This is a genomic window from Chryseobacterium lactis (genome assembly GCF_003815875.1).
GTDB classification, from domain to species: domain Bacteria; phylum Bacteroidota; class Bacteroidia; order Flavobacteriales; family Weeksellaceae; genus Chryseobacterium; species Chryseobacterium lactis.
Map to the genome: position 1 here is coordinate 3,905,678 of NZ_CP033924.1, position 22,626 is coordinate 3,928,303.

19 protein-coding genes are annotated in these 22,626 nt (G+C 36.1%); 7 read left to right on the forward strand and 12 right to left on the reverse strand.

What is annotated here, in order from left to right:
* Positions 1 to 2: 2 nt before the first annotated feature.
* The 8 genes from EG342_RS17340 to EG342_RS17375 all read right to left on the reverse strand — a co-directional run bounded on the left by EG342_RS17340 (position 3) and on the right by EG342_RS17375 (position 10,266).
* On the reverse strand, positions 3 to 566 hold the full coding sequence (locus EG342_RS17340; protein ID WP_103292549.1) for a thioredoxin family protein: 564 nt from the start codon (positions 564 to 566) through the stop codon (positions 3 to 5).
* 2 nt (positions 567 to 568) lie between these two features.
* Positions 569 to 1,036: a pyrophosphohydrolase domain-containing protein gene (locus EG342_RS17345; protein ID WP_103292548.1), complete on the reverse strand. Its 468-nt coding sequence runs from the start codon at positions 1,034 to 1,036 to the stop codon at positions 569 to 571.
* Between the two features lie 223 nt (positions 1,037 to 1,259).
* On the reverse strand, positions 1,260 to 1,679 hold the full coding sequence (locus tag EG342_RS17350) for a hypothetical protein (RefSeq protein ID WP_103292547.1): 420 nt from the start codon (positions 1,677 to 1,679) through the stop codon (positions 1,260 to 1,262).
* Between the two features lie 10 nt (positions 1,680 to 1,689).
* Positions 1,690 to 2,400: a glycohydrolase toxin TNT-related protein gene (locus EG342_RS17355; RefSeq protein WP_103292546.1), complete on the reverse strand. Its 711-nt coding sequence runs from the start codon at positions 2,398 to 2,400 to the stop codon at positions 1,690 to 1,692.
* 473 nt (positions 2,401 to 2,873) lie between these two features.
* Entirely contained in the window at positions 2,874 to 5,111 is a 2,238-nt protein-coding gene (locus EG342_RS17360; protein WP_103292545.1) for a zinc-dependent metalloprotease, read from the reverse strand.
* A gap of 199 nt (positions 5,112 to 5,310) precedes the next feature.
* On the reverse strand, positions 5,311 to 8,241 hold the full coding sequence (locus EG342_RS17365) for a reprolysin-like metallopeptidase (protein ID WP_103292544.1): 2,931 nt from the start codon (positions 8,239 to 8,241) through the stop codon (positions 5,311 to 5,313).
* A gap of 370 nt (positions 8,242 to 8,611) precedes the next feature.
* The gene (locus EG342_RS17370; protein WP_103292543.1) at positions 8,612 to 9,109 is read right to left on the reverse strand and encodes a DinB family protein; all 498 of its coding nucleotides are present in this window, start codon (positions 9,107 to 9,109) and stop codon (positions 8,612 to 8,614) included.
* 17 nt (positions 9,110 to 9,126) lie between these two features.
* Entirely contained in the window at positions 9,127 to 10,266 is a 1,140-nt protein-coding gene (locus EG342_RS17375; RefSeq protein ID WP_103292542.1) for an acyl-CoA dehydrogenase family protein, read from the reverse strand.
* Positions 10,267 to 10,457: 191 nt separating this feature from the next.
* On the opposite strand from EG342_RS17375, the gene EG342_RS17380 reads away from it, so the two are divergent.
* From EG342_RS17380 to EG342_RS17410, 7 genes are all read left to right on the forward strand, one after another.
* Positions 10,458 to 12,383: an endonuclease gene (locus tag EG342_RS17380; protein ID WP_103292541.1), complete on the forward strand. Its 1,926-nt coding sequence runs from the start codon at positions 10,458 to 10,460 to the stop codon at positions 12,381 to 12,383.
* A gap of 203 nt (positions 12,384 to 12,586) precedes the next feature.
* The gene (locus EG342_RS17385; protein WP_103292540.1) at positions 12,587 to 13,192 is read left to right on the forward strand and encodes a SatD family protein; all 606 of its coding nucleotides are present in this window, start codon (positions 12,587 to 12,589) and stop codon (positions 13,190 to 13,192) included.
* Positions 13,193 to 13,194: 2 nt separating this feature from the next.
* Positions 13,195 to 13,890 carry a DUF3307 domain-containing protein gene (locus EG342_RS17390; RefSeq protein ID WP_103292539.1) on the forward strand — a complete coding sequence of 232 codons (696 nt, stop codon included), beginning with the start codon at positions 13,195 to 13,197 and terminating at the stop codon, positions 13,888 to 13,890.
* Positions 13,891 to 13,926: 36 nt separating this feature from the next.
* A complete protein-coding gene (gene purC / locus EG342_RS17395; protein WP_103292538.1) occupies positions 13,927 to 14,649 on the forward strand; it encodes a phosphoribosylaminoimidazolesuccinocarboxamide synthase in 723 nt (240 codons plus the stop codon).
* Between the two features lie 124 nt (positions 14,650 to 14,773).
* Positions 14,774 to 16,273, forward strand: coding sequence for an amidophosphoribosyltransferase (gene purF, locus EG342_RS17400; RefSeq protein WP_103292537.1), 1,500 nt, complete (start codon positions 14,774 to 14,776; stop codon positions 16,271 to 16,273).
* 164 nt (positions 16,274 to 16,437) lie between these two features.
* Positions 16,438 to 17,373: an NADP-dependent oxidoreductase gene (locus EG342_RS17405; protein ID WP_103292536.1), complete on the forward strand. Its 936-nt coding sequence runs from the start codon at positions 16,438 to 16,440 to the stop codon at positions 17,371 to 17,373.
* 183 nt (positions 17,374 to 17,556) lie between these two features.
* Positions 17,557 to 18,504 carry a glycerophosphodiester phosphodiesterase family protein gene (locus EG342_RS17410; RefSeq protein ID WP_103292535.1) on the forward strand — a complete coding sequence of 316 codons (948 nt, stop codon included), beginning with the start codon at positions 17,557 to 17,559 and terminating at the stop codon, positions 18,502 to 18,504.
* Between the two features lie 86 nt (positions 18,505 to 18,590).
* On the opposite strand, the gene EG342_RS17415 is transcribed toward EG342_RS17410, so the two are convergent.
* From EG342_RS17415 to EG342_RS17430, 4 genes are all read right to left on the reverse strand, one after another.
* Positions 18,591 to 19,301, reverse strand: coding sequence for a porin family protein (locus EG342_RS17415; RefSeq protein WP_103292675.1), 711 nt, complete (start codon positions 19,299 to 19,301; stop codon positions 18,591 to 18,593).
* Between the two features lie 401 nt (positions 19,302 to 19,702).
* Positions 19,703 to 20,416 (reverse strand): porin family protein, encoded by a 714-nt coding sequence (locus EG342_RS17420; protein ID WP_103292534.1) that lies wholly within the window; start codon positions 20,414 to 20,416, stop codon positions 19,703 to 19,705.
* Positions 20,417 to 20,853: 437 nt separating this feature from the next.
* Positions 20,854 to 21,441: a porin family protein gene (locus EG342_RS17425; protein WP_103292533.1), complete on the reverse strand. Its 588-nt coding sequence runs from the start codon at positions 21,439 to 21,441 to the stop codon at positions 20,854 to 20,856.
* A gap of 251 nt (positions 21,442 to 21,692) precedes the next feature.
* Positions 21,693 to 22,337 (reverse strand): porin family protein, encoded by a 645-nt coding sequence (locus EG342_RS17430; RefSeq protein ID WP_103292532.1) that lies wholly within the window; start codon positions 22,335 to 22,337, stop codon positions 21,693 to 21,695.
* Positions 22,338 to 22,626: the final 289 nt, after the last annotated feature.

Below are 22,626 nucleotides of genomic sequence, written 5' to 3' on the forward strand. Positions count from 1 at the left end.
GTCTATTTAAAGATTTCTTTGATTACTGATGAGTCGTTCTTTTTCAAAATTTCAACCATATCTCTTTCGATATATCCTGAAGTAGGCATTTCTACAATCCTTCCAACTTCCTTAGTATATCTTTTTAGAATAATTGTTGGAACTTTCTGAATATTGTACAGCCCTTCATCTCCGCTAGGCGATTCTTTTTTACGGTTAACAGCAATAATGGTAAGTTTACTATCCGGATAGCTTACTTCTTCTAAAATTTTCATTAATCTCGGAAAGTCTCTGTGGCTGTCTTCGCACCATGTTCCCATAAAAACAATAATATCATATGATCCTATTCTTTCCTTTTTCAGTTCACTGATTGCTTTCTGATCAAGAGCATATTCATCATGCTCTTTTACATACCAGTCAGCATAGGGTGCTTTTAAAAATTGCCCTTTGGATTGATGTCCTAACAGCATTTTGCCATCCTTTTGAGAGTCAACCTCACGATTAATGACTACTTTCTGAGCACTCAGTTGCTGAGCGGCAAAAAGAAGACTTGAAGCGGCAACAATACGGGTAATAAATTTCTTCATATTTATTTTTCGATGATTGATTTTAAATCAGCAGGAGAGTAGTATTTGTTTTTTAATACCTTATGATCAGCCTGTCTGTACACATTGAATTTTTCTCCTGACTTCTCATAAAAAGATTCTACTTCCTTTTCCTTATAGAATTCAACGGTTTCCTTGGCCTGATCTTCATTATCACATGCTTTCGACATATTGGAACGCTGAACTTCGTTGAATAGTTCTACAAATTTGTTGCCAAGTCCGAATTCAAGTACAGCACCACTTAAAACATATTGAAGATCACAAAGTGCATCAGCAATTTCCACAATATTATTGTCAGCAATAGCTTGCTTCAATTCGTTTAATTCTTCCTGAAGAAGCTCTACTCTAAGGTTGCATCTTTCCGGAGAAGGAATTTGTGGGGTATCTAAAATAGGGGCTTTGAAAGTAGTATGGAATTCTGCTACTTGGTTCAAACTATCAATTTTATCCATGAATTTTTTTATTTATGACAAAGATAGAAAACGATTTGTAAAATGTGAAATGTACGGGGTAAAATGTAGCAACTGAGGCTAAGATTGGGATTAATTTAAAGCAATCAAATGAGACGTAGATATTCAAGCATAAAATATATAAACTTTGATATGTAGTGAAAATCCACAACATGATGCTGTGGATTTTGTTTTTTAGAATTTAAAATGTAGTATTCAAATTGTATTATTCCAACTCTTTATATTTCCAGATACCGGAAATTGTAAGAACCGTTAGCCCAGGTTGTTTTTCTCCGTACCCGAACACACAAATATATTTTGAATGGCAGGTTTTACAGGCAGTACCAAAATATAAAGTAGGCAGATCATCTACCGTTAATTCTCCAAAATGCTGCATTCTTTGTGATGTTTCAGTGACGGTGTCGTTTTTTAATAATTCATTTTTAGAAAGGATACGATCACCGTCATACAGTTGAAAAATAGGAAAGCCGGATTGGTAAGGTTCTATTTCCACTGCATTTTCATGACTGCAGTCACAGCATATGAATTGTGTTTTGGCAGAAGGTGTGGTTTCGTCATTTTTGAAAACACTTTTGGCAACTAGAGCTTTTTTGCCGAGACTTATTTTTTTTGAGATTGAATACATTTTATTTTGTTTAAGGCTGAATAACGGTGCCTATCAGGTTATTATATTTTCCGCTTGGACTTTTTTTAATGGTCACTTTTATATATCCTTCTTCAGCTAATTTATTCCAGGTCTTCGGGTAGCCTGTTGCCATATCAATCGGGATTTTCCACATGGTCTGTTTGCCATTACCGGCCTGACCAAACCAGGGAATAATATCAGCTGTTTGAGACTTGAAATTTAGTAAATTATTTAATACATCGATTTCATAATAAAAATCATATGAATTTTCAGGCTGATTTAACGCTCTCTGTGTGAAAGTATAAACATATCCGTTGATAATCGGGCTTGTAAAGCTTCCACCCAAAGTAGGAACACCGCTACCATTGTAAGCACCAACAGCTCCGCTATACCTGTCGAATTTTTGTCCGGCCACGATAGGGACTTCATCAACGATATTATATCCGCCGTTTGCCGGGGGCCAGCCTCCGTTTAAATTGTTTGCTTTAAAAAGCTTTTCCAATTCATTCCAGTTCCCTTGTTTGTATAAGTCAAACGCCAGATTTCTTGTATTTTGATCTGTCGTTCCCTTTGGGTCATAGGTTAACGCAAAATCATCCGCATTTTTAAAATATACGATTTTAACCGGGCTTGTGTTGATGTCCTCATAGCTGTCGGGGCCACACGCTACTGAGATGAAGGCCATTGCGGCAAGAAAGAAGTACTTAAATAAATGTTTCATAGGTAAAAGTTTTAATGATTTAAAAATTAATTGAGATCTGTATGATCATAAATTGATATAAACATAATAGTGCTCTGAAAACCGGTTTCAGAGTCTTTTATATGATTTTTAATTGGAAATGGTAAATGGGGTGACTCTAAAAAGTCTTTCCACGATGACTGTTTAGCCCAAATAAGCAACTCATAAGATCGCCGATAGAAGAAACGGTCTGAGCTCCTTTAATACAAACGAGGGAAAACGATACAATATAACAATGATATTGTGCGATAAATTTAAATCAAAAAAATTAAATTATAGTATATTTTAAATAAATAGATTATTATTGATTAATTTTTAACCATAAATATTTTTAATAAAAATAGGTTGTCAAAAAATGAGAATTAATTGTAAATAGATAGGTATTTTAAAATCAGTTAATTATAAAAAAAGCCACCTTTTAAAAGGCAGCCTGCTTGATGAATATTTTTGTATCGCTAATATTTGATAAATTTCTTTCTGAACTCCCCAACCTGGATGAGGTATGTGCCGTTGGTAAGCTGGCTTACGCTTACAGTTCCATTTCGAAGTGATCCTGTATTAACGAGCTTGCCCGACATGTCATATATTTTGTAATCTTCAGTATTCGTGTTTGTAATTGTTAGGATATCTTTTACCGGATTAGGATAAAGATTCATATCTGTTGATCCCTTTTTTGGAGTAGGGATATTAGGATCACCGGACGACGTTACTGAGATATTTGATTGATTAATATTGAAAAAAATATGATCTGTTCCTTTAACCATTATTCTTCCTGAACTTGTTGCAGTATCAGGAATCGTAACAGCCTGCATACCGTCATTGGGAGTTCTGGCCAGCAAAGTTGTCCAGATATTTCCATTATCGATAGACCAAAGAATATCAACGTTCGCAGCATTAATCCCGTTGGATGTCGTTCCAGCCACGTTCCAGGTGATCATTTGAGAGCTTCCTCCAATGTAAGAAACGGCATTATTTTGGGAAGTAACAGTAAATGGGCCTGCAGCGTCATTAACCGTTAATTTTGTATCATCCGAATTATTTCCGCCACCATTGGCTCTGTTATCCCGGACGGTAAATCTGAAGTTTAATACTCTTGCAACCGAAGGTAAAGCTTCTACATCTATTTCGTATCCCGCAGTTGTAGCAGAACCCGCAAGAACAGAAGACATCTTTGGAAAATATCTGACCGGAGAAGTATTTGGAGTCCACGATCTGAATATCGGACCTGCAGTTTTCGTAGTGATTGCTGCAGAATTACTCCCTGTTTGGGAAGATGTCCCTTTATCCATTTGTTCCCAGATATAAGTTAATGAATCTCCGTCAGCATCAGTTCCGGTTCCGGTTAGCATAAACGGAGTACTCTTTGGAATAGTATAGTCCGGCCCTGCATTGGCTGTCGGAATAGAATTACCAGTCGGAGTATTTACGGAACATGTGGCCGATTTGATGGTATGAGTGATTTGCTCAATACTCAACGCATGAAAAAACGGATCGGAATTCTTTTGCACATCATAATTTGTTATTCCCGCATATCCCATAATAGTGGAACCTGAACCGGGTTCTACAGGTTTTAAATCCGGCTGTGTGGTATATGACCAGGTGTGGTTTCCTCCAAACTGATGACCCATTTCATGAGTTACAAAATCAATGTCAAAAGTATCTCCGGACGGGATGCCGTTAGATGGCGAAGTGTAACCACTCCCTTTATAAGCATTAGGATAAGTAACTCCCTGGTAGACATAGGTGGACATATCGTCACTGCAAATGCATCCTATACACCCTGCATTTCCGCCACCGCCATCTCTTCCGAACACATGACCGATATCAAAATTTGCATTGCCAATCGTTGAACTCAATGTATTCATAAGCTGGAGATTCCAGTTATTCATCTGTCCTGAAGGTGAATAAGGATCTGAAGAAGCATTGGTGTAAATAATTTCATCATTATTCGGGATAAGAACCATCCTGGCTGCAAATTCATTTTCAAAAATACCGTTTACTCTGGTCAAAGTATTGTTCATTGCCGCAAGGGCCTGTGCTTTTGTGCCTCCGAAATAAGAAGCATATTCTCCCGTACACGAAAGTGCCAACCTGAATGTTCTTAAAGTAGAGTCATTGGCATTTTTAGCTGTCGTGGCAGGGGATGAACCCTTTTGAGCAGATTCAAGTACAGTGCATTCGAATGTATTTAAAAGTCCTTTTTTATCAGATTTTTTATAAACAACATAAGAAGATAAGTCTTTCGTGTAAGGTTCAATAAAAACAGCCGATTTATCATTGTAAAGCTCCATTGAAGAAAGTCCTAATGAAGAAATGCTGAAATATATTCTTGACGTATTATGGTCAAGGCTTTCACCAATGTAAGATTTGATATCCGGATATTTAGCCTCTAACTCAGGCATAAGATTTGAATTTTCAGTAACCCTGAAATCTTCCATTTTACCTGTAGAAGTTGGAAAAGAAATGATTATGTCTGATTTATCAGTAGTTGACGATCTCTTGGAAGTTCTTGCTAAAAGGTCTTTCAATCCTTTGATATTCAGTTTATAAATTTTGGGCTGATCAATGCCTGACGTATTTTCAAAAATAGGTGAAAGTGTTTTTTGCGAGCCTCTGGTCCATAAACGATTTGTCTGAGCAAAAGAGATACCTGACAATACAAGCATTCCTGTCATCAATAATTGTTTTTTCATGTAGGTGTGAATTTCATTTGTGTCCCCCAAAGCTAGTAAAAAATAAAAAGAAGGAAGGCGTTTTAAGAAAAGAAATTTTAAAATGTGATTAAAAAAAGGGGCCTCTACTTAAAACGCTGAAATTCTACCATTTCATTTAAAAAAAACAAAACTGCCCCTGAATAGGGACAGTCTTGCACATCGTTTTGATTTTAGAAAGTTAATTCTTAACGAATCTTTTTGTGGTCTCACCGATCTGAATCATATAAGCACCTTTGATAAGGTTGTTTACATTCACAGAACCTCTTTGAAGTTTTCCTGAGTCAATTAGTTTTCCACCCATATCGAAGATCTTATAATCTTCAGATGTCGTATTTGAAATATATAATATATCTTTTACAGGGTTAGGGTATAGCTTAATATCAGTGATCAGATCTTTTGTATTGGAAAGATCTCCTCTTCCTGAAGAAACGATATTAAGGGTATAATCTTCTACCTGTCCATAGGTATATGCTTCACATGATGATGTTGGGATAGAGCTGTATTTCATCATCACTCTCATTCTTGTTGAACCGATAGTTGCTGTTGAAGGAATAGTGATTGATCCCGTAACAGGAGTTGTTGTAGAGCCGGCTTTTGACCATACTAATTCTCCGCTGTCAGCAAAACTTCCATTACCATTGTAATCGATATATACAGCATATGCCTCACTGTAAACAGTAGAAGTCCAGACAGGAGTGATGGATAGGGTATAAGCACTTCCTCTGGTTACATTGGTAGAAATAGAAGTGAAGTTTTCATATCCTGCTGTTCCTGTTGAAGTATTATTGATTGTTCCGAATTTCACGTTTCCGATTCTCTCGTCAGCAGTGTTAGACGCTGATGCGGAACAATAAGTAACGGTTCCTCCTGAAAGAGTGGTAACATTTACCGTATTGCTGGAAGTAGAAGTGTTGCCTGCTGCATCTTTAGCTTTAACTGAGAAAGAATACGTTGTAGACGGGCTTAATGATGTTACTGTGTATGTTGTGGATGCTGTAGATCCTACCAGAGAAGCTCCCTGATATACATCATATCCTGTAACTCCTACATTATCTGTTGCCCCGGACCATGAAAGATTTGTGCTGCTGGAAGTTGTTCCGGAAGCAGCAAGGGTAGGTGCTGTTGGTGCTACCGTGTCAGGAGTTCCGGATCCTGCATTGACAGAAATATTGGCATTGTTAACATCAAAGAAAATATGATTGGCTCCTTTCACCATAATTCTTCCTGTTGTCGTTGTAGCATTTGGAATTGTTACGGCTTGTGATCCATCATTCGGAGTTCCTGCCAATAGAGTAGTCCATGTATTTCCGCTGTCTGTTGACCACAGAATGTCTACATTGGCGGTATTTACTCCGTTTGCTGTAGTTCCGGCTACATCCCAGGTAACAGTTTGAGAACTTCCTCCGGCATATGTTGTTGCTGAATTTTGTGAAGTAACAACAAATGGTCCTGCAGTGCTGTTCACTGTAACTACGGCATCGTCTGAATTATTTCCTGAACCTCCCGCTTTATTATCACGAACGGTAAATCTGAAATTTAATGTTCTGGCCACTGAAGAAAGAGCTTCAACAGTGATTTCTGAACCAGCTGTAGTCGTTGCTCCCGTTAAAATAGAAGCCATTCTTGGGAAATATCTTGCTGGAGACGCTGTAGGAACCCACGATCTGAAGTTCGGTCCCGATGCTTTTGTAGCACTTGCCGCAGAGCTTGCTCCCGTTTGAGAGGAGGAAGCATTGTCCATCTGCTCCCAGATATAGGTTAAAGAATCTCCGTCAGCATCAGTTCCTGTTCCGGTCAGTACAAATGGAGTTCCTTTTGGAATTGTATAGTCTGCACCTGCATTAGCAGTAGGAATTGAATTTCCTGTATTGGTATTAACAGAGCAGGTTTTTGCTTTAATATTATTGGTAATCTGTTGAATACTGATGGCATGGAAGAATGCATCAGAATGAGGTTGAACATCCTGGCTGGTAATTCCGGCATATCCCATAATCGTGGATCCTGATCCAGGTTCCATATTGGCTCCTGTTCCTTCATTATTCATTGAGAAGGTATGGTTTCCGCCAAATTGGTGGCCCATTTCGTGAGCTACATAATCAATGTCAAAATTATCTCCTGACGGAATGGCGTCTGCGGGAGACGTATAACCACTTCCTTTAGAGCCGTTTGTACAGATACATCCGATACAACCGGCGTTTCCGCCACCTCCGGATGCTCCGAATAAGTGTCCGATATCATAATTAGCTTCACCGATAACTGAAGTCAGAGTGCTTTGAAGCTGGGAGTTCCAGCTGCTCATCCCTGATGCTGCAGAATATGGATCCGTAGAAGCGTTAGTGTAAATAACGGCGTCATTATTAGCAATCAGAACCATTCTGGCGGCAAAATCTTTTTCAAAAACACCATTTACACGGGTCATTGTGGTGTTCATAGCGGCTAAAGCCTGAGCTTTGGTTCCGCCGAAATAAGCAGTGTATTCTCCTGTACAGGAAAGTGCCAGTCTGAAAGTTCTTAATTTGGCATCATCAGCATTAGGTCTTGCAGCAAGAGCTGAATTGCTTATTCCTTTTTGAGCTGCGTCAACTACAGTACATTCAAATTTGTTGAGGCTTTCTTTCTTGTCTGATTTTTTGTAAACCACATACGTAGAAAGGTCTTTTGAATAAGGTTCTATGAAGACTGCTGATTTGTCACCATAGATTTCCATGGAAGATAAGCCAAGTGGTGAGACGCTGAAATAAACGGTAGAATTGGGGTCGTCAAGACCTTCTCCTACATAAGATTTGATATCCGGATATTTTGCTGCTAATTCCGGAGCAAAGTTGGAATTTTCCCTCACTTTAAAATTTTCCATTCTGCCGTCAGAATTAGGAAAAGAAATAATGAGTTCTGATTTTTCGCCGACTGCCAGTCTTTTTGGAGCCTTAGCCAGAGCATTTTTCAATCCGTTGATGTTTAGGCTGTAAACCTTAGGATTCATGATGCTGGATTTGTTTTCAAAGATCTCCGATGAGGTTTTTTTGGAGCTCTCAGACCAAAGACGATCAGTCTGCGCGAAAGAAACACCCGTGATGAGGAGCATTCCAATCAGAGTTAATTGTTTTTTCATATTAAATACTTGTTTTGGTTGTGGAATATCAAAGCTAATAAAAATTATATTACGAAAAACAAAATTTTTTAAGGAAAATTTAGACTTTTGGTTTAAAATATTATGCAATACATTGTGTATAATTGAAAAAGCTTATTAATAAAAGAAAAGTGGATTAGTCTAATTGAATTTTAATTTGAAAAAAAAGAAAATTAATGTAAATTTTTATTAATTTATACAAATGAGACAATAGTTTTTGCGAATTATTTAAAAATTAACAAATAATATTTGATAAACCTTATTGGCTCGTGTAGAAGTAATTTGTTCCTGAAATTGAATAAAAAAAAGCTGTTTCAATTTGAAACAGCCTTATGTATAAAGTAATATTTAATTACATTTTATCATCCGCAGTAGGACCATAAAGTCCCGGAACTTTATTTCCTGTTGATCTTAAGTAGACCACCAGCTCGCCCCTGTGGTGGTACAAATGATTACAAAGGAAGCCTCTTACTACCTGAACTTTTGGGGAAGGAGGGAAAAGGGTATTTCCGTTCATTTCCATTTTCCATTCGTTGAAGTAGGTGCTTTCATCAGAATCTTCCAGCACTTTTTGTGCTTTGGCTACATTTTCTTCAAATTTTAAGAGAATATTTTCAGCTTTTGAAATATCTCCTTTGTCATACTCATACTTCTCCATATCAAACGTATCCTGATTGAAAGTGGGTGCATACCAGTTGTAAACTTCTGCAATATGAGAGGCCAGCTGAGCGGTCGTCCAGTTCTTTTCGGACGGTTTCCAGTCTAAAGCGCTGTCAGGAATTGCTTTTAAAATTTTTCTCGTGTTCTCTGCTTCATGCAGAAATTCACCTAAAAGTGCCTGTTTAATCATTTGTATCGGGATTAAAATTATTTTGTAATATCTCTTCCGATCACCAATCTTTGGATTTCAGAAGTTCCCTCTCCAATAGTACAAAGCTTAGAGTCTCTATAGTATTTTTCAGCAGGGAAATCTTTTGTATATCCGTATCCTCCGAAGATCTGAACAGCATTATTGGCAATTCTTACACAAGCTTCAGACGCATATAATTTTGCCATAGCTCCTTCTTTTGTCATTTTCTGCTTTGCATTTTTCAGGGTAGATGCTCTTTGGATAAGAAGTTCTGCAGCATCGATTTCTGTAGCCATATCAGCCAACATAAAGTTGATCGCCTGGAATTCAGAAATTGATTTTCCGAACTGGTGTCTTTCTTTAGCATATTTTAAAGCAGCTTTGTAAGCTCCTCTTGCAGTACCTAAACTCAAGGCAGCGATAGAAATTCTACCTCCGTCCAAAATTTTCATAGCTTGTTTGAAGCCTTCTCCAACCTCTCCTAACCGGTGAGAATCCGGTACGCGTACATTGTCAAAAATTAATTCTGCCGTTTCAGAAGCACGCATTCCTAATTTGTTTTCTTTCTTTCCGGAAGTAAAGCCAGGCATTCCTTTTTCTAAAACAAATGCTGTTGAATTGTTCTTAGCTCCTTTTTCTCCTGTTCTTGTCATTACCACGGCAATATCTCCTGAGATCGCGTGAGTAATAAAGTTTTTAGCACCGCTAATGATCCAGTCATCACCGTCTTTTACCGCAGTAGTAGACATCCCTCCTGAATCTGAACCTGTATTATGTTCTGTTAATCCCCATGCTCCGATTACTTTTCCGGAAGCCAGTTGAGGAAGCCATCTGTTTCTCTGTTCTTCGTTTCCGAATTCATAAATATGATTGGTGCAAAGAGAGTTGTGAGCTGCTACAGAAAGACCAATAGACGGGTCAACCTGAGAAATCTCATCAAGGATCGTAACATACTCATGATAGCCTAAGCCGGAACCTCCATATTGTTCAGGAACTACGACCCCCATAAAACCCATTTCTCCCAACTGGTGGAATAGGTCTTTTGGAAATGTTTGGCTCTCATCCCATTCCATAATATTCGGACGGATATTCTTCTCTGCAAATTCTCTAGCTGTCTCCGCTATCATTTTGATGTTGTCAATAGTCTCTGTATTCATATAGATAATAGTTAGTTCCCAAAGATAATTAAATTGACGGAATGCTAAAAAAATTATTTCACTCGTAATGTTTTAAGGTGAAAAGTTTTAATTTTCAATTTTTTATATTCTAATATTTAATGGTTTGTTAATAAAATATTCACTCCTTTGCGTATTTTATTTTGCTAATTTAGTCCCCCAATTTTTAAGGCATGAAAAAAATTCTACTTCCTATTATTTTGATTTCCACTTATTTTTCCGCGCAGGCTCCTGCCGGATATTATAATGGAACAGCAGGACTTACAGGCTATGCACTGAAATCTAAGATTCATGATATTATCTCTGAAAAGAATATCAGCTGGCATTATGACGGTATCCAGCTTTTTTATACTCAGACGGATCTTGATAAATATTACGATCATGATGCAACGAATACAGAGTATTTACTTGATATCTATTCCGAAATCCCCACCGGACCGGATGCATATGAATATGTCACCAGTCAGTTAGGCGGGGGAAGTGCTGAAGGTACCGGATACAATAAGGAACATATGATGCCGCAGAGTACATTTACCACTATTTGGTATGAAGCAAATAAGAAGAAGACAATCAGTGATTATCCTATGTTTTCGGATTTGAATTTTATTATACCTGCTGATGCCAGAATCAATCAGCTAAGAAGCAACTATCCTTACGGTATAGCAGGTACTACTAATTATTATACTTTTACTAATACTTCGAAAATATCTAAGGCAGCAATTCCTAATTATCCTTATGTAGGAAGAGTGTATGAGCCTATTGATGAATTCAAAGGAGATGTTGCAAGATCTTTATTGTATTTTGCTGTAAGATATGAAGGTAAATTAGGTTCATTTAATACGGCATACACTACATCTGCAAATATAAACCCTACAACAGATCAGTGTCCGCTTGATGGGACGGAAGAAAGAGCGATTGACCTTCCTTATATTGAGATGCTGAAGCAGTGGAGTGCGGCAGATCCTGTTTCACAAAGGGAAATTGACAGGAATAATGCCATATTTGCGATACAGAACAACAGAAATCCGTTTATAGATCATCCTGAATGGGTAAATATGATCTGGTCGGAAACTCCGGACGCCATAGCGCCTAGCGCACCAGGATCATTGATTTCGACTCAGCAAAATGCCTATTTCGTTAATCTGAACTGGACTGCCTCACCGGAAACGGATGTTTTAGGATACAGAATTTATATGAATGGTGCAGCTACTCCTGTTGCAACGACTAAAAGCACATCTATAAGTATAGATCACTTAGATCCGTCTACCACGTATACTTTTACGGTAAAAGCTTACGATAAAGGCTATCTGGAATCTCCTTTCAGCAATACCGTAACGGCTTCTACAATTGCATCAGATTCTTATGCTAAGGATTTGATGATCACCAAGTATATTTCAGGAACCAACAATTTGGTAGTTAACAATAACGCCCTCGAAATCACCAACAGGACAGGCCATGAGGTTAACCTGAATGACTATAGAATCAATATTCTGCTTAAGAATTCTCAAGGCAATTACTATAGGGCGGATACCTATGAGCTGGAAGGTAAAGTAGGCAATAATGAAACTTTCGTTATTCTGAATCCTAAATCCACATTGTCATGTTATACCAATAGCCAGGCAAAATTTGTAACAGCTTCAGATCCTATGACTTTCAAAGGAGACAATTATGTAGAGCTTGCTTATAATGAATTTGTGACTGTGGATGCTATCGGAACCAAATATGTAGCCAATACAAATGGAAATGTTTCTTTATACAGAAAGGGAAGCACAAACAATCCAAATACTACATTTAGCATCAGTGAATGGGATTCTTACCCATCTAATTACTGTCAGAACCTGGGGACATTGTCAACAGCAGAACTTATTGCTTCAAATAAAGAATTTAAGATCTACCCGAACCCTGTTTATGAAAACATTTATGTAAGCGGAGATATTGAGAAGGTGAAGACAGCTCAGGTGTTGGATTTCTCAGGAAAAATAATCTATACGGAGAAAGATCCGTTCCGAAATAAGAAAAATATTTCGGTACAGGGAATTCCTACGGGAACGTATCTGTTAAGGCTGGATGACAAAGTGCAGCAGTTTATTAAAAAGTAGATTGCGACTTTTCTTGATTAAAATGATCTGATATTAGAAAAAAGACTTTTTCTAATTTTCTATAATTTCAGGATTTTGTTTAAGGCTTTAAAAACCTTATGCTTACGATATAATCGATATAAGCAGATTCACTAATAATTAATATCTATAAGTGTTTCTGCTTATATTTTTTATTTATAAGTAATTATGCTTATATTTGCAGTATGATAGCGGTCATTACCGGTGATATTATAAATTCACAACATGCAGATACTGAAGTTTGGATCACCAGACTTAAAAATCTTCTCGAAAATTGGGGAAGCGCTCCTCATACATGGGAAATCTACAGGGGTGATGAGTTTCAGTTCAAATGTAATATCGATGATGTTTTCTGGCATTTTCTAGCCATAAAATCTCTTATTAAAAGTCAGGAAAATTTAGATGTAAGAATGGCCATCGGCATAGGTGAAGAAAGCTTTTCATCTGAAAAGATCACCGAATCTAATGGTACTGCCTACGTCAACTCCGGAAGATTATTGAATGATCTGAAGAGTGACGGCCACACGGTTGCTATTAAAACTTCCAGTGATTCTGTTGACCGGGACCTGAATATTCTCTTGAAATGGTCCTCTAAAGATTTTGACAACTGGACGATGGCTACCGCCGAAATCATTCACGAAATGATCATGAACCAGGATCTCACACAGGAAGATCTTGCCAGGAAATTTGCTATTTCACAGTCTTCTGTAAGCCAGAGGCTGAAACGAGCCAACTATGAGCTCATTGTTGAAACTAACCAGTACTTTAGAAAGAAAATCGCAGAACTATAAGCATGATCTTTATTAAACTCATATTGGCACATCTACTCGGAGATTTTGTTCTTCAGCCAAACTCTTGGGTTGCAGATAAGGAAAACCATAAACTGAAAAGTAAGTTTTTGTACTTGCATGTTCTGATTCACACTATTTTAAGCTTTATTTTTCTTTGGGATATCCGGCTTTGGTGGGTGGCTGCTTTAATAGGGGTTTCTCACTTCATTATTGATGCAACTAAGCTTAGTTTTCAAACTGTGAAAACTAAGAAAAGATGGTTTTTTATAGATCAGGCATTACATGTATTGGTCATTCTGGGAATTTCTTTTTATTTCCGGGAGTTTGATTTCAGCTTTTTACAAAATCAGGAATTTTTAAAAATAGTAATGGCAGCTTTGTTTTTAACGACGCCGGCTTCTATCTTTATCAAAATACTATTGTCATCATGGACACCGGCTCCGGATGGCCCCAATTCTATCCAAACCGAATCTTTATCAAGTGCCGGAAAATATATCGGAATTTTAGAACGTCTGCTGGTTTTCACCTTTATTATGGTGAATCATTGGGAGGGCGTAGGTTTCATGGTGGCTGCCAAATCTGTTTTCAGATTCAGTGACCTTGCACAGGCAAAACAGAGAAAGCTTACAGAATATGTACTAATTGGTACCCTGCTGAGTTTTGGACTGGCTGTCTTAACAGGAATAATAATAAAATAAATCAATAAATCTAACTACAATTTAGAAAGTAAAATTATGAGTCAAAAGAAAGAAATGTTGTACGAAGGGAAAGCGAAACAAGTATTTGCTACCGATAATCCTGATGAAGTAGTAGTACGTTTCAAAGACGATGCTACAGCATTTAACGCTCAAAAGAAAGGTCAGGTTGATCTGAAAGGGGAAATGAACAATGCGATCACTACTCTTATTTTTGAATATTTAAATGAAAAAGGAATCAAAACTCATTTCATCAAACAATTAGACGAAAGAGAGCAGCTGGTAAAAAAAGTATCAATCATTCCTTTGGAAATGGTGGTAAGAAATTACTCTGCAGGAAGTATGGCACAAAGATTAGGCGTTGAAGAAGGGATTAAATCCCCGGTAACGATCTTTGATATCTGCTACAAAAAAGATGAATTGGGAGATCCGCTTATCAATGATCACCATGCCGTTTTCTTAGGTGCTGCTACGTATGAAGAACTTGATGAGATGTATGAATTAACGTCTGATATCAACGAAATTCTTATCGATTTGTTTGATAAGATGAATATTATTTTAGTAGACTTCAAAATCGAATTAGGAAAAACTTCTGACGGTGAGATTATCTTAGCTGACGAGATTTCTCCGGATACTTGCAGACTTTGGGATAAAGATACCATGAAGAAGCTTGATAAAGACAGATTCAGAAGAGATTTAGGAGAAGTAACTGAGGCGTATGTTGAGATCTACAACCGTCTTAAAACTCTTTTGAAGAAATAAGACTCCAGAGAATTATTTGCTCTGATAAACAATTTGTTAGTAAAAACAAAATTAAAACTTGAAGTTAACTTAGACTAATTTCTAACATCTAATATCTAACTTCTAATCATTAGAAAAAATAGAAATGAAAAGTTTAGACATTCATAAAAGTGAATATTTAAAACAGTTTGAAAACCAGATTTACGGAAGGAATCTTTTCAGAACTCAGGAAGAGGAAAGATTAGATGCTCCGAACGAGGAATGTGGGATCTTCGGATTGTATTCGGATAATGATCTGGATACATTCTCTCTTTCACAGTTTGGCCTTTTTGCATTACAGCACAGAGGACAGGAAGCTTGTGGTATTTCCGTTTTAAAAGACGGTAGGATTACCAATATGAAAGATGAAGGACTGGTTTTAGATGTGTATAAAGACATTCAGGAACCTGAAACTTTTATGGGAAATTCTGCAATCGGACATACCCGTTATACGACTGCAGGAGATAAAAAGAAATATAATTTCCAGCCATTTTTCGCAAAAAACGAATATGACCAGATTATACTTTCTATAGCACACAATGGTAACCTTACCAATGCAAAAGAATTAAAAGCAGAACTGGAAGCTGAAGGCGTGGTTTTCAGAGCGACTTCTGATTCTGAGGTGATCCTGAGACTGATCCAGAAAAACCTTGATTTAGGACTTCGTGGTGCCATTAAGGCAACCATGGAAAAAATTGAAGGAGCTTATTCTGTGGTAGGGATGACCAGAAACAAATTCTTCGCTTTCAGAGATTTCAATGGAATTCGACCATTGGTGTTGGGGGCTATTGATGAGAGATCTTACGTAGTTGCTTCAGAATCTGTGGCATTAGATGCTGTGGGTGCACAATATGTACGTGATATTCTTCCCGGAGAAATCATTTATACCAGTGAAAATGAACCTGGAAAGCTTCAATCTTATATGATGGATGGAGCAAAAGGTAAGCAAAGAATCTGCTCTTTTGAGTATATTTATTTTGCAAGACCTGACTCTACTTTAGAAAATATCAATGTTTATGAGATCAGAGAAAAATCAGGGGAGAAAATCTGGGAACAGGCTCCTGTAGACGCTGATCTGGTAATCGGAGTTCCGGATTCGGGAGTTCCGGCTGCAATTGGTTTCTCAAAAGCTTCAGGAATACCTTTCCGTCCTGTATTGATTAAAAACAGATATATTGGTAGAAGTTTTATTGTTCCGACTCAGGAAATGAGAGAAAGAGTAGTAAATCTAAAATTGAATCCTATTATTTCTGAAATGAAAGATAAAAGGGTGGTTATTATTGATGACTCTATCGTTCGTGGAACAACTTCCAAGAGATTGGTTAAAATTCTAAAAGACGCAGGAGTAAAAGAGATTCACTTCAGAAGTGTTTCTCCACCAATTATTGCTCCTTGTTATTTAGGAATTGATACCCCTTCAAAGGATGATCTGATTTCGGCAAATATGTCTACAGAACAACTTAGAAACTATTTAGGAGTAGATTCTTTAGAGTTTTTAAGCATAGATAACCTAAAAGAGATTTTAGGTTCGTCTAATCACTGTTTCGGCTGTTTTACGGAAGAATATCCGGTAGGAAAAGGAGAGGAGGTAGAATTATTCAATTAATATTTCTTACATAAAAATGAGTAGCCAGGTATATTGCCTGGCTCTTTTTGTTATATTATGTCATTATGGAGGCAAACCAAAAATAAATAAAATATCCACTGAGAATTAATTTTCTATTGTAAAATTTAAAAATTCTGTAATTTGTAAGGGATAAAAATATACATATGAAAGCGTACTTATTATACGAAGCCGGAGGACCTGATAAACTTGTACTGGGTGAGGCGCAAAAACCTATTTTAAAAAGTGGGGAAGTTTTAATTAAGGTAAAAGCTATAGGTATAAATCCGGCAGATACGCTTTATCGCAATTCAAATACATTTATCACGGCTATGTTCGGTGAAGAGAGACCTGCAATAATTGGTTGGGATATCTCAGGTGAAATTGTTGAAAAAGCTCAGAATACCGATGGATTTGAGATGGATGATGCTGTTTTTGCACTTTTACAAAATGCCCGTGGTTATGCGGAATTTGTCGCCGTGAATATAGAATTGTTGGCTCGTAAATCAGGCAATATTTCTTTTGAAGAAGCCGCTGCGGCGCCGATGGCCGGTTTAACTGCCTGGCAGCCATTAGTTCACGGAATGAATATCAAAAAAGGTGACAAAATCCTTATTCACGGTGCTTCGGGCGGAGTTGGACATTTTGCCGTGCAAATCGCCAAATATTTTGGTGCCGAGGTCATTGCAACGTCTTCAGCAAAAAATCGTGATTTTGTTTTGTCTCTCGGAGCCGATAAACATATTGATTATCAAACCGAAAATTTTTGGGATAAAGTTAAAGATGTTGACTTTGTTTTTGATACGATTGGCGGAGAAACTTTGGCGCATTCGATTGATGTAACTAAACCGGGTGGTACAATTATTTCAATTTTAGGACTTGCCAATGATGATTTGAAAATGGAAGCAGAAAGTAAAAAGGTGAAATTGTCTTTATGGGGAATGCAGTGTAATGGAGATGACCTGAGAGCACTAGCCGATTTAATGTCTAAAGGTATCATAAAGCCTCATATCGCTGAAACCTATCCTTTTACATCTATGGCCGAAGCGCATTTACAAGTAGAAACCCGACGTACTGCAGGAAAAATTGTGGTTACACTTTAACTGAATGATTCATGCGGTAATAACCATTGATATCAAATTCCTCTGGGATGTGAGGAAAGCTTTACCTACTTTCTCAAAATTTCAAGAGTTAATAAGGTAATATAAATATATCAAAAGCTTAATATTCCAGTATTATATCGTTCACAGGTAAATTTTAATTTTATAAGATTAAAATTAAAGGTTATGAAGAACGCATTTCTGGCAAGTATTTTTCTTGTGTGTACTCAGTTTTATTCAGCTCAGTCTTTCGATAAACAAGCTCATCGTGGCGGAAAATCTCTGTATCCTGAAAATACCATTCCGGCGATGAAGAATGCCCTGAAAATGAATGTTACCACGTTAGAAATGGATCTGGCAATAACAAAAGACAAGAAAGTAATTCTGTCCCATGATGCCTTTCTTTCTCCCGAATTGGTTATGAAACCTGACGGAACTTATATTCCAAAAGATTCCGGGTTTTATTACAAAATATATGATATGTCTTACTCAAAAATCAAGACATTTGACGTAGGCTTAAAGAAGCTTGCCAATTATCCGGATCAGAAGAAAATGAAAGTTCAGAAACCCCTTTTCTCAGATATAATAGATGCATGTGAAAGCTATGCCCGCGAGTTGAAAAGACCATTGCCTTATTATAATATAGAAACAAAAACCCGTCCTTTTTCAGATAATATCTTCCATCCGGAACCTAAAGAATTTGTGGATTTGATGATGAAAATTATTATAGAAAAAGGGATTCAGGATCGTGTTATTATCCAGTCTTTTGATCCCCGAACACTTGAAATCGTTCATAAGGAATATCCTAAAATAATGACAGCCTTACTGGTAGAAAAGGTAGATGATAAAAAAATGGCACAGCAGCAGGCTTACTTTAAAAATATACCCGTAGAGAAATTTAAGCTTTATCCCGATCATTTGAATGGAGTAGCAGGAGATATGAAATTTCTAAGTTTTACGCCAACCATCTATAGCCCGGAACATAATCTTGTTACCCCTGAATTACTGCGGGAATGCCATGCTTTAGGCATGAAAGTTATCCCATGGACTGTGAACACTAAAGAAAGACTCAAAGAGTTGAAAAATATGGGAATTGATGGGGTCATCAGCGATGATCCACGAATTTTTGAATAAAATAAATAGCCGGAAGAAATTCTTCCGGCTATTTTATACCATGCAGAAAATCCACATGGGGAGTTAAAAAATTGGTTTCTTTTTTATTAGAACTTATAGTTTAATCCTAACTGAAATACTCTGTTATTGTATGGATTTTCACCTGCAGCTCTTTCTTTATTGATGTTTGTTAAGCTATTAACATATCTTGCATTAATACCGATATTAGGTGTGATGTCATATCCTAAACCAAGGCCTAAACCAAAGTTGAATTTATTGATATCGTCTTTGTTGATATCTTGAGAGTGAGATGTTTTTGTAGTGTTAGTTACACCAGATGCTGTAGTTGTTACAGTAGTTTCACCTTTCTCTTTACCGTTGATAAAGTAGCTGAATTCAGGACCAGCTTCAATATAGAACTTTTCGAAAGGTCTCATTTGTACCATTAACGGAACAGAGATATAGTTCATTGTTAATTTATCCTGTACTTCAGTTTTTATTCTACCAGTTGCAGTAGGAACATCCATTGAAGAGACAACGTCTCTTGCACCCATTTGGTTATACAATACTTCTGGTTGGAAGCTAAATTGTTTAGAAATTGGAATATTTACAAATACCCCAGCATGAAAACCGATTTTTTGAGAATTGATTCCAAATTTCTGCTCGCTGATATACGCTGAGTTTCCTCCTGCTTTGATACCAAATCTAATCGGTTGAACATCACTTTTTAGTGGAGATGCATTTACTGTTTTTGTTGTTTCTTGAGCGAAAGCTAATGTACCAGCAGTTAATGCTAATCCTAAAAATAACTTCTTCATAATTTTATTTTTTAATTTTTTACTATTTGTAGTTTTCCGATTTTTCAATCAGACTTGAATTATTTTGCAAATTGCTTGCCAAAGTTGAAAAATCCTTTTACAAAGGGCATCTGTGGTGGTTTTTATGTTTGCTTTTTTTATACTTTTAATCTTTTTTTATGAAATAAAATATTGTAAATGCTATTTTTTTTGAAACAATTTACAAGTAAATACAGTTTTATGTTTATAATTTAAATTGATTCTTTTTTATAAATATCATGAGATTTATAATGAATAAAAATAAACACAATGTTAATTTTTAATAAAATGGGAATTGTTTTTTTTGATAAGAACTCACTGCTGTCAAATAAAAAAGGCAGATATTTTAATATGCACCTTTTATCTTTAATGACTTCATTTTTCTATCTGAATTGATAAGCTAACCCAATTTGAAATGCATTATTTCTTACTTTATTATCTGATTGGCTATTCTTATAAATACCTGTTAGCCCGGCAGTAAATCTTGCTGTTGCAGCGAGATTTTGGGTAAAATAATATCCGGCACCAATACCTACTCCAAAATTGAAAGTATGGTAGAAGTCTTTTTCAATTTTATTCGAAAAATGGTCAGCATATGAAAATGAATTATTTCCCGATATTTCAGTAGATTTTTGATCTCCTTTTATTCTTCCTCCCAGCAGTAATCCGAACTCAGGACCTGCTTCCACATATAATTGAGGAAGAATATTATATTGAACCATAACAGGAAGGACAAGATAGTTTAAGTTGCTTTTATAATCTACATCACTGACAAAGCCATATCCGTTTGAGTAGTGTCTGTATCGCTCCTTGGTTTTCGAACCCAATTGACTGAAAAGAAGTTCAGGCTGAATACTGAATTTTTCGGCTACAGGAATATGTACAAATATACCCGCATTAAAACCAGGTTTTAACTTTTCATTGTTATCAACACCATAATTATCTGATACAGAATTGTACATAGAAGCATTAAATCCAGCTTTAACTCCAAAAGTAATAGGGGAGGATGGTTTGTTTTTTTCTTGTGTATTTGTGCTTTCCTGAGCATTTACAAAAAGGTTTCCGGCGATTGCCAGTCCCAAAAATAATTTCTTCATGATTAAAAAGTTTATTTAATTTTCATACCGCAGCAAAATTACAGCCAAAATATAAATTTTGATAAAAATCATATGTAAAAGCGAAAAAGTCAGGCTTAAACAAGTAAACCTGACTTTTTCTATTGAAATCAAAATGTATTTTAAAATAATCACAGCAATCATACCTGTGTATTCTCACCAACTCTTTAGTGCAATTCTTTCATTAAAACATGGATTAGCCGATTGATCAGGATTCTGAAATAATCATTGAAATAAATCAACTACATCTCATAAAAAATACAGAAAGTGCAAGTTGGGAGTGCTGTGGAGTGATACAATCGGTACATAAGAGGCAAATTCCTTGCCAAAAATTTCAATTGAGAAAATTAATATACAAAAAAGCCAGATTACATTATAATCTGGCTTGTATTGCTATAAAATTTGTTATCAGATTACGCTTAGAATTTGTAAGCTAATCCAACCTGGAATACTCCGTTTTTAGAAGAATCACCTCCGATTCTATTCTTAGCGATATCAGTTAATCCTGCAACGTATCTTACATTAACTCCAATGTTTTGAGTAAAGTAATAACCAGCACCAAGACCAAGACCAAAATCAAAAGTTTTAAGATTGTCTTTTACATCTACAGATCCAGAATTATTTTTTGCTTTAGCACTTATCAAGAACCCGAATTGAGGACCAGCTTCTAAATATAGGTTAGGAAGCGCGTTGTACTGGAACATTACCGGTACAGCGATATAATCTAAATTCAATTTGTTACTGCTGTTAGATTTATCTTTAGCTCCCATTCCGCTGTACAATACCTCTGGTTGTACAGAGAAATCCTGAGCTACCGGAATGTTTGCGAATGCTCCACCATAAAATCCAGCTTTTGAATTTGCATCCATGTTAGAAACAGTAGAAATGTTAAGTCCAGCTTTTAATCCAAATCTAACTGGAGAAGAAGATGCTGTATTTGTTGAAGTCTTTTGTGCGAAAGAGAAAGTACCTGCTACAAGTGCTAGGCCTAAAAGAATCTTTTTCATAAGTTTTTATTTAATAGTTTTTAAGTTTTATTTAACATTTTGTTTATTGGCAAATAGTGTGCCAAAAATGAATTAATTTAATAATTTGTTAATAATGAGCATCTCTTTACAATGTATTAAATCAATTAACTGGGCAAGTGGTAATAATTTTCAGTTTAAATTACTACAGCTTATATATAAAAAAGGTCAGATTAAAATATAATCTGACCTTTTATTGAATACAAAATTTGTTAAATGATATGAAGATGTGCTTATTTAAATTTATAAGCTAAACCTACCTGGAATACATTATTCTTTACAGCATCTCCTGAATTGTTTTTATAAATATCAGTAAGACCGGCCGTATATCTTGCAGTAATTCCTAAGTTTTGAGTGAAGTAATATCCTGCACCAATACCAATACCGAAGTTGAAGGTTTTGAAGTCATCTTTGTTAAGACTAGCAATCTGAGAGCTTGTATTATTATTGGTAGAACTTTTGAACTTATCATTAGCACTTACCAAAAATCCAAATTCAGGTCCTGCTTCAAGGAAAAACTCCGGAGTTGCGTTATACTGGAACATTACCGGTACTGCTACATATCCAAGGTTTCTTGAATATTCGCTTTTATAGGTATTACCCAATGCTGAATATTCTCTTGTTACTTTTGATCCTAAGTCATTATAAATAACCTCCGGCTGTACACTAAATGAACTAGCTAGCGGGATATTGGCAAATACACCTGCATTGAAACCAATCTTAGATTTTGAATCACTTAAATCAGCTCCGTTAGAAAGGGAAGATACGTTCATTCCTCCTTTTACCCCAAATGTTGCTGAACTTACTCTTGAAGGTGTCTGCTGAGCAAATGCCAGCGTACCTGCAGTTACTGCCAATCCTAAAATTAACTTTTTCATAACTCTAATTTTTAAATTTTACTCTTTCTTAATTTTAAATTTTACTACTGTTCACATTTCTGTTGAACGCAGAGTATCTTTCAAATTACTTGCCAAAAATATTTTTTATGATTAAAATCAATAAAAAAAACGGTCCTTATTATATTTATTTTTAATTTATTTATTTGATTTATAGTTAGTTAAAAACTTAATCAAACATTTGTTTAGAAAAAATCTAAATTGACAATTTTGTCAAAAATAGGGTTAAAAAGGTGAATGATTAATCAAGATTATTTGATGTATCATTCTT

Coding starts and splice junctions, on each gene's coding strand:
- EG342_RS17410 (WP_103292535.1), top strand. CDS start 17,557: ATGAAGAACGCATTTCTGGCAAGTATTTTTCTTGTGTGTACTCAGTTT.
- purF (WP_103292537.1), top strand. CDS start 14,774: ATGAAAAGTTTAGACATTCATAAAAGTGAATATTTAAAACAGTTTGAA.
- EG342_RS17355 (WP_103292546.1), bottom strand. CDS start 2,400: ATGAAACATTTATTTAAGTACTTCTTTCTTGCCGCAATGGCCTTCATC.
- EG342_RS17390 (WP_103292539.1), top strand. CDS start 13,195: ATGATCTTTATTAAACTCATATTGGCACATCTACTCGGAGATTTTGTT.
- EG342_RS17350 (WP_103292547.1), bottom strand. CDS start 1,679: ATGTATTCAATCTCAAAAAAAATAAGTCTCGGCAAAAAAGCTCTAGTT.
- EG342_RS17385 (WP_103292540.1), top strand. CDS start 12,587: ATGATAGCGGTCATTACCGGTGATATTATAAATTCACAACATGCAGAT.
- EG342_RS17405 (WP_103292536.1), top strand. CDS start 16,438: ATGAAAGCGTACTTATTATACGAAGCCGGAGGACCTGATAAACTTGTA.
- EG342_RS17340 (WP_103292549.1), bottom strand. CDS start 566: ATGAAGAAATTTATTACCCGTATTGTTGCCGCTTCAAGTCTTCTTTTT.
- EG342_RS17375 (WP_103292542.1), bottom strand. CDS start 10,266: ATGAATACAGAGACTATTGACAACATCAAAATGATAGCGGAGACAGCT.
- EG342_RS17420 (WP_103292534.1), bottom strand. CDS start 20,416: ATGAAGAAATTATTTTTGGGACTGGCAATCGCCGGAAACCTTTTTGTA.
- EG342_RS17380 (WP_103292541.1), top strand. CDS start 10,458: ATGAAAAAAATTCTACTTCCTATTATTTTGATTTCCACTTATTTTTCC.
- EG342_RS17345 (WP_103292548.1), bottom strand. CDS start 1,036: ATGGATAAAATTGATAGTTTGAACCAAGTAGCAGAATTCCATACTACT.
- EG342_RS17430 (WP_103292532.1), bottom strand. CDS start 22,337: ATGAAAAAGTTAATTTTAGGATTGGCAGTAACTGCAGGTACGCTGGCA.
- EG342_RS17425 (WP_103292533.1), bottom strand. CDS start 21,441: ATGAAAAAGATTCTTTTAGGCCTAGCACTTGTAGCAGGTACTTTCTCT.
- purC (WP_103292538.1), top strand. CDS start 13,927: ATGAGTCAAAAGAAAGAAATGTTGTACGAAGGGAAAGCGAAACAAGTA.
- EG342_RS17360 (WP_103292545.1), bottom strand. CDS start 5,111: ATGAAAAAACAATTATTGATGACAGGAATGCTTGTATTGTCAGGTATC.
- EG342_RS17370 (WP_103292543.1), bottom strand. CDS start 9,109: ATGATTAAACAGGCACTTTTAGGTGAATTTCTGCATGAAGCAGAGAAC.
- EG342_RS17365 (WP_103292544.1), bottom strand. CDS start 8,241: ATGAAAAAACAATTAACTCTGATTGGAATGCTCCTCATCACGGGTGTT.
- EG342_RS17415 (WP_103292675.1), bottom strand. CDS start 19,301: ATGAAGAAGTTATTTTTAGGATTAGCATTAACTGCTGGTACATTAGCT.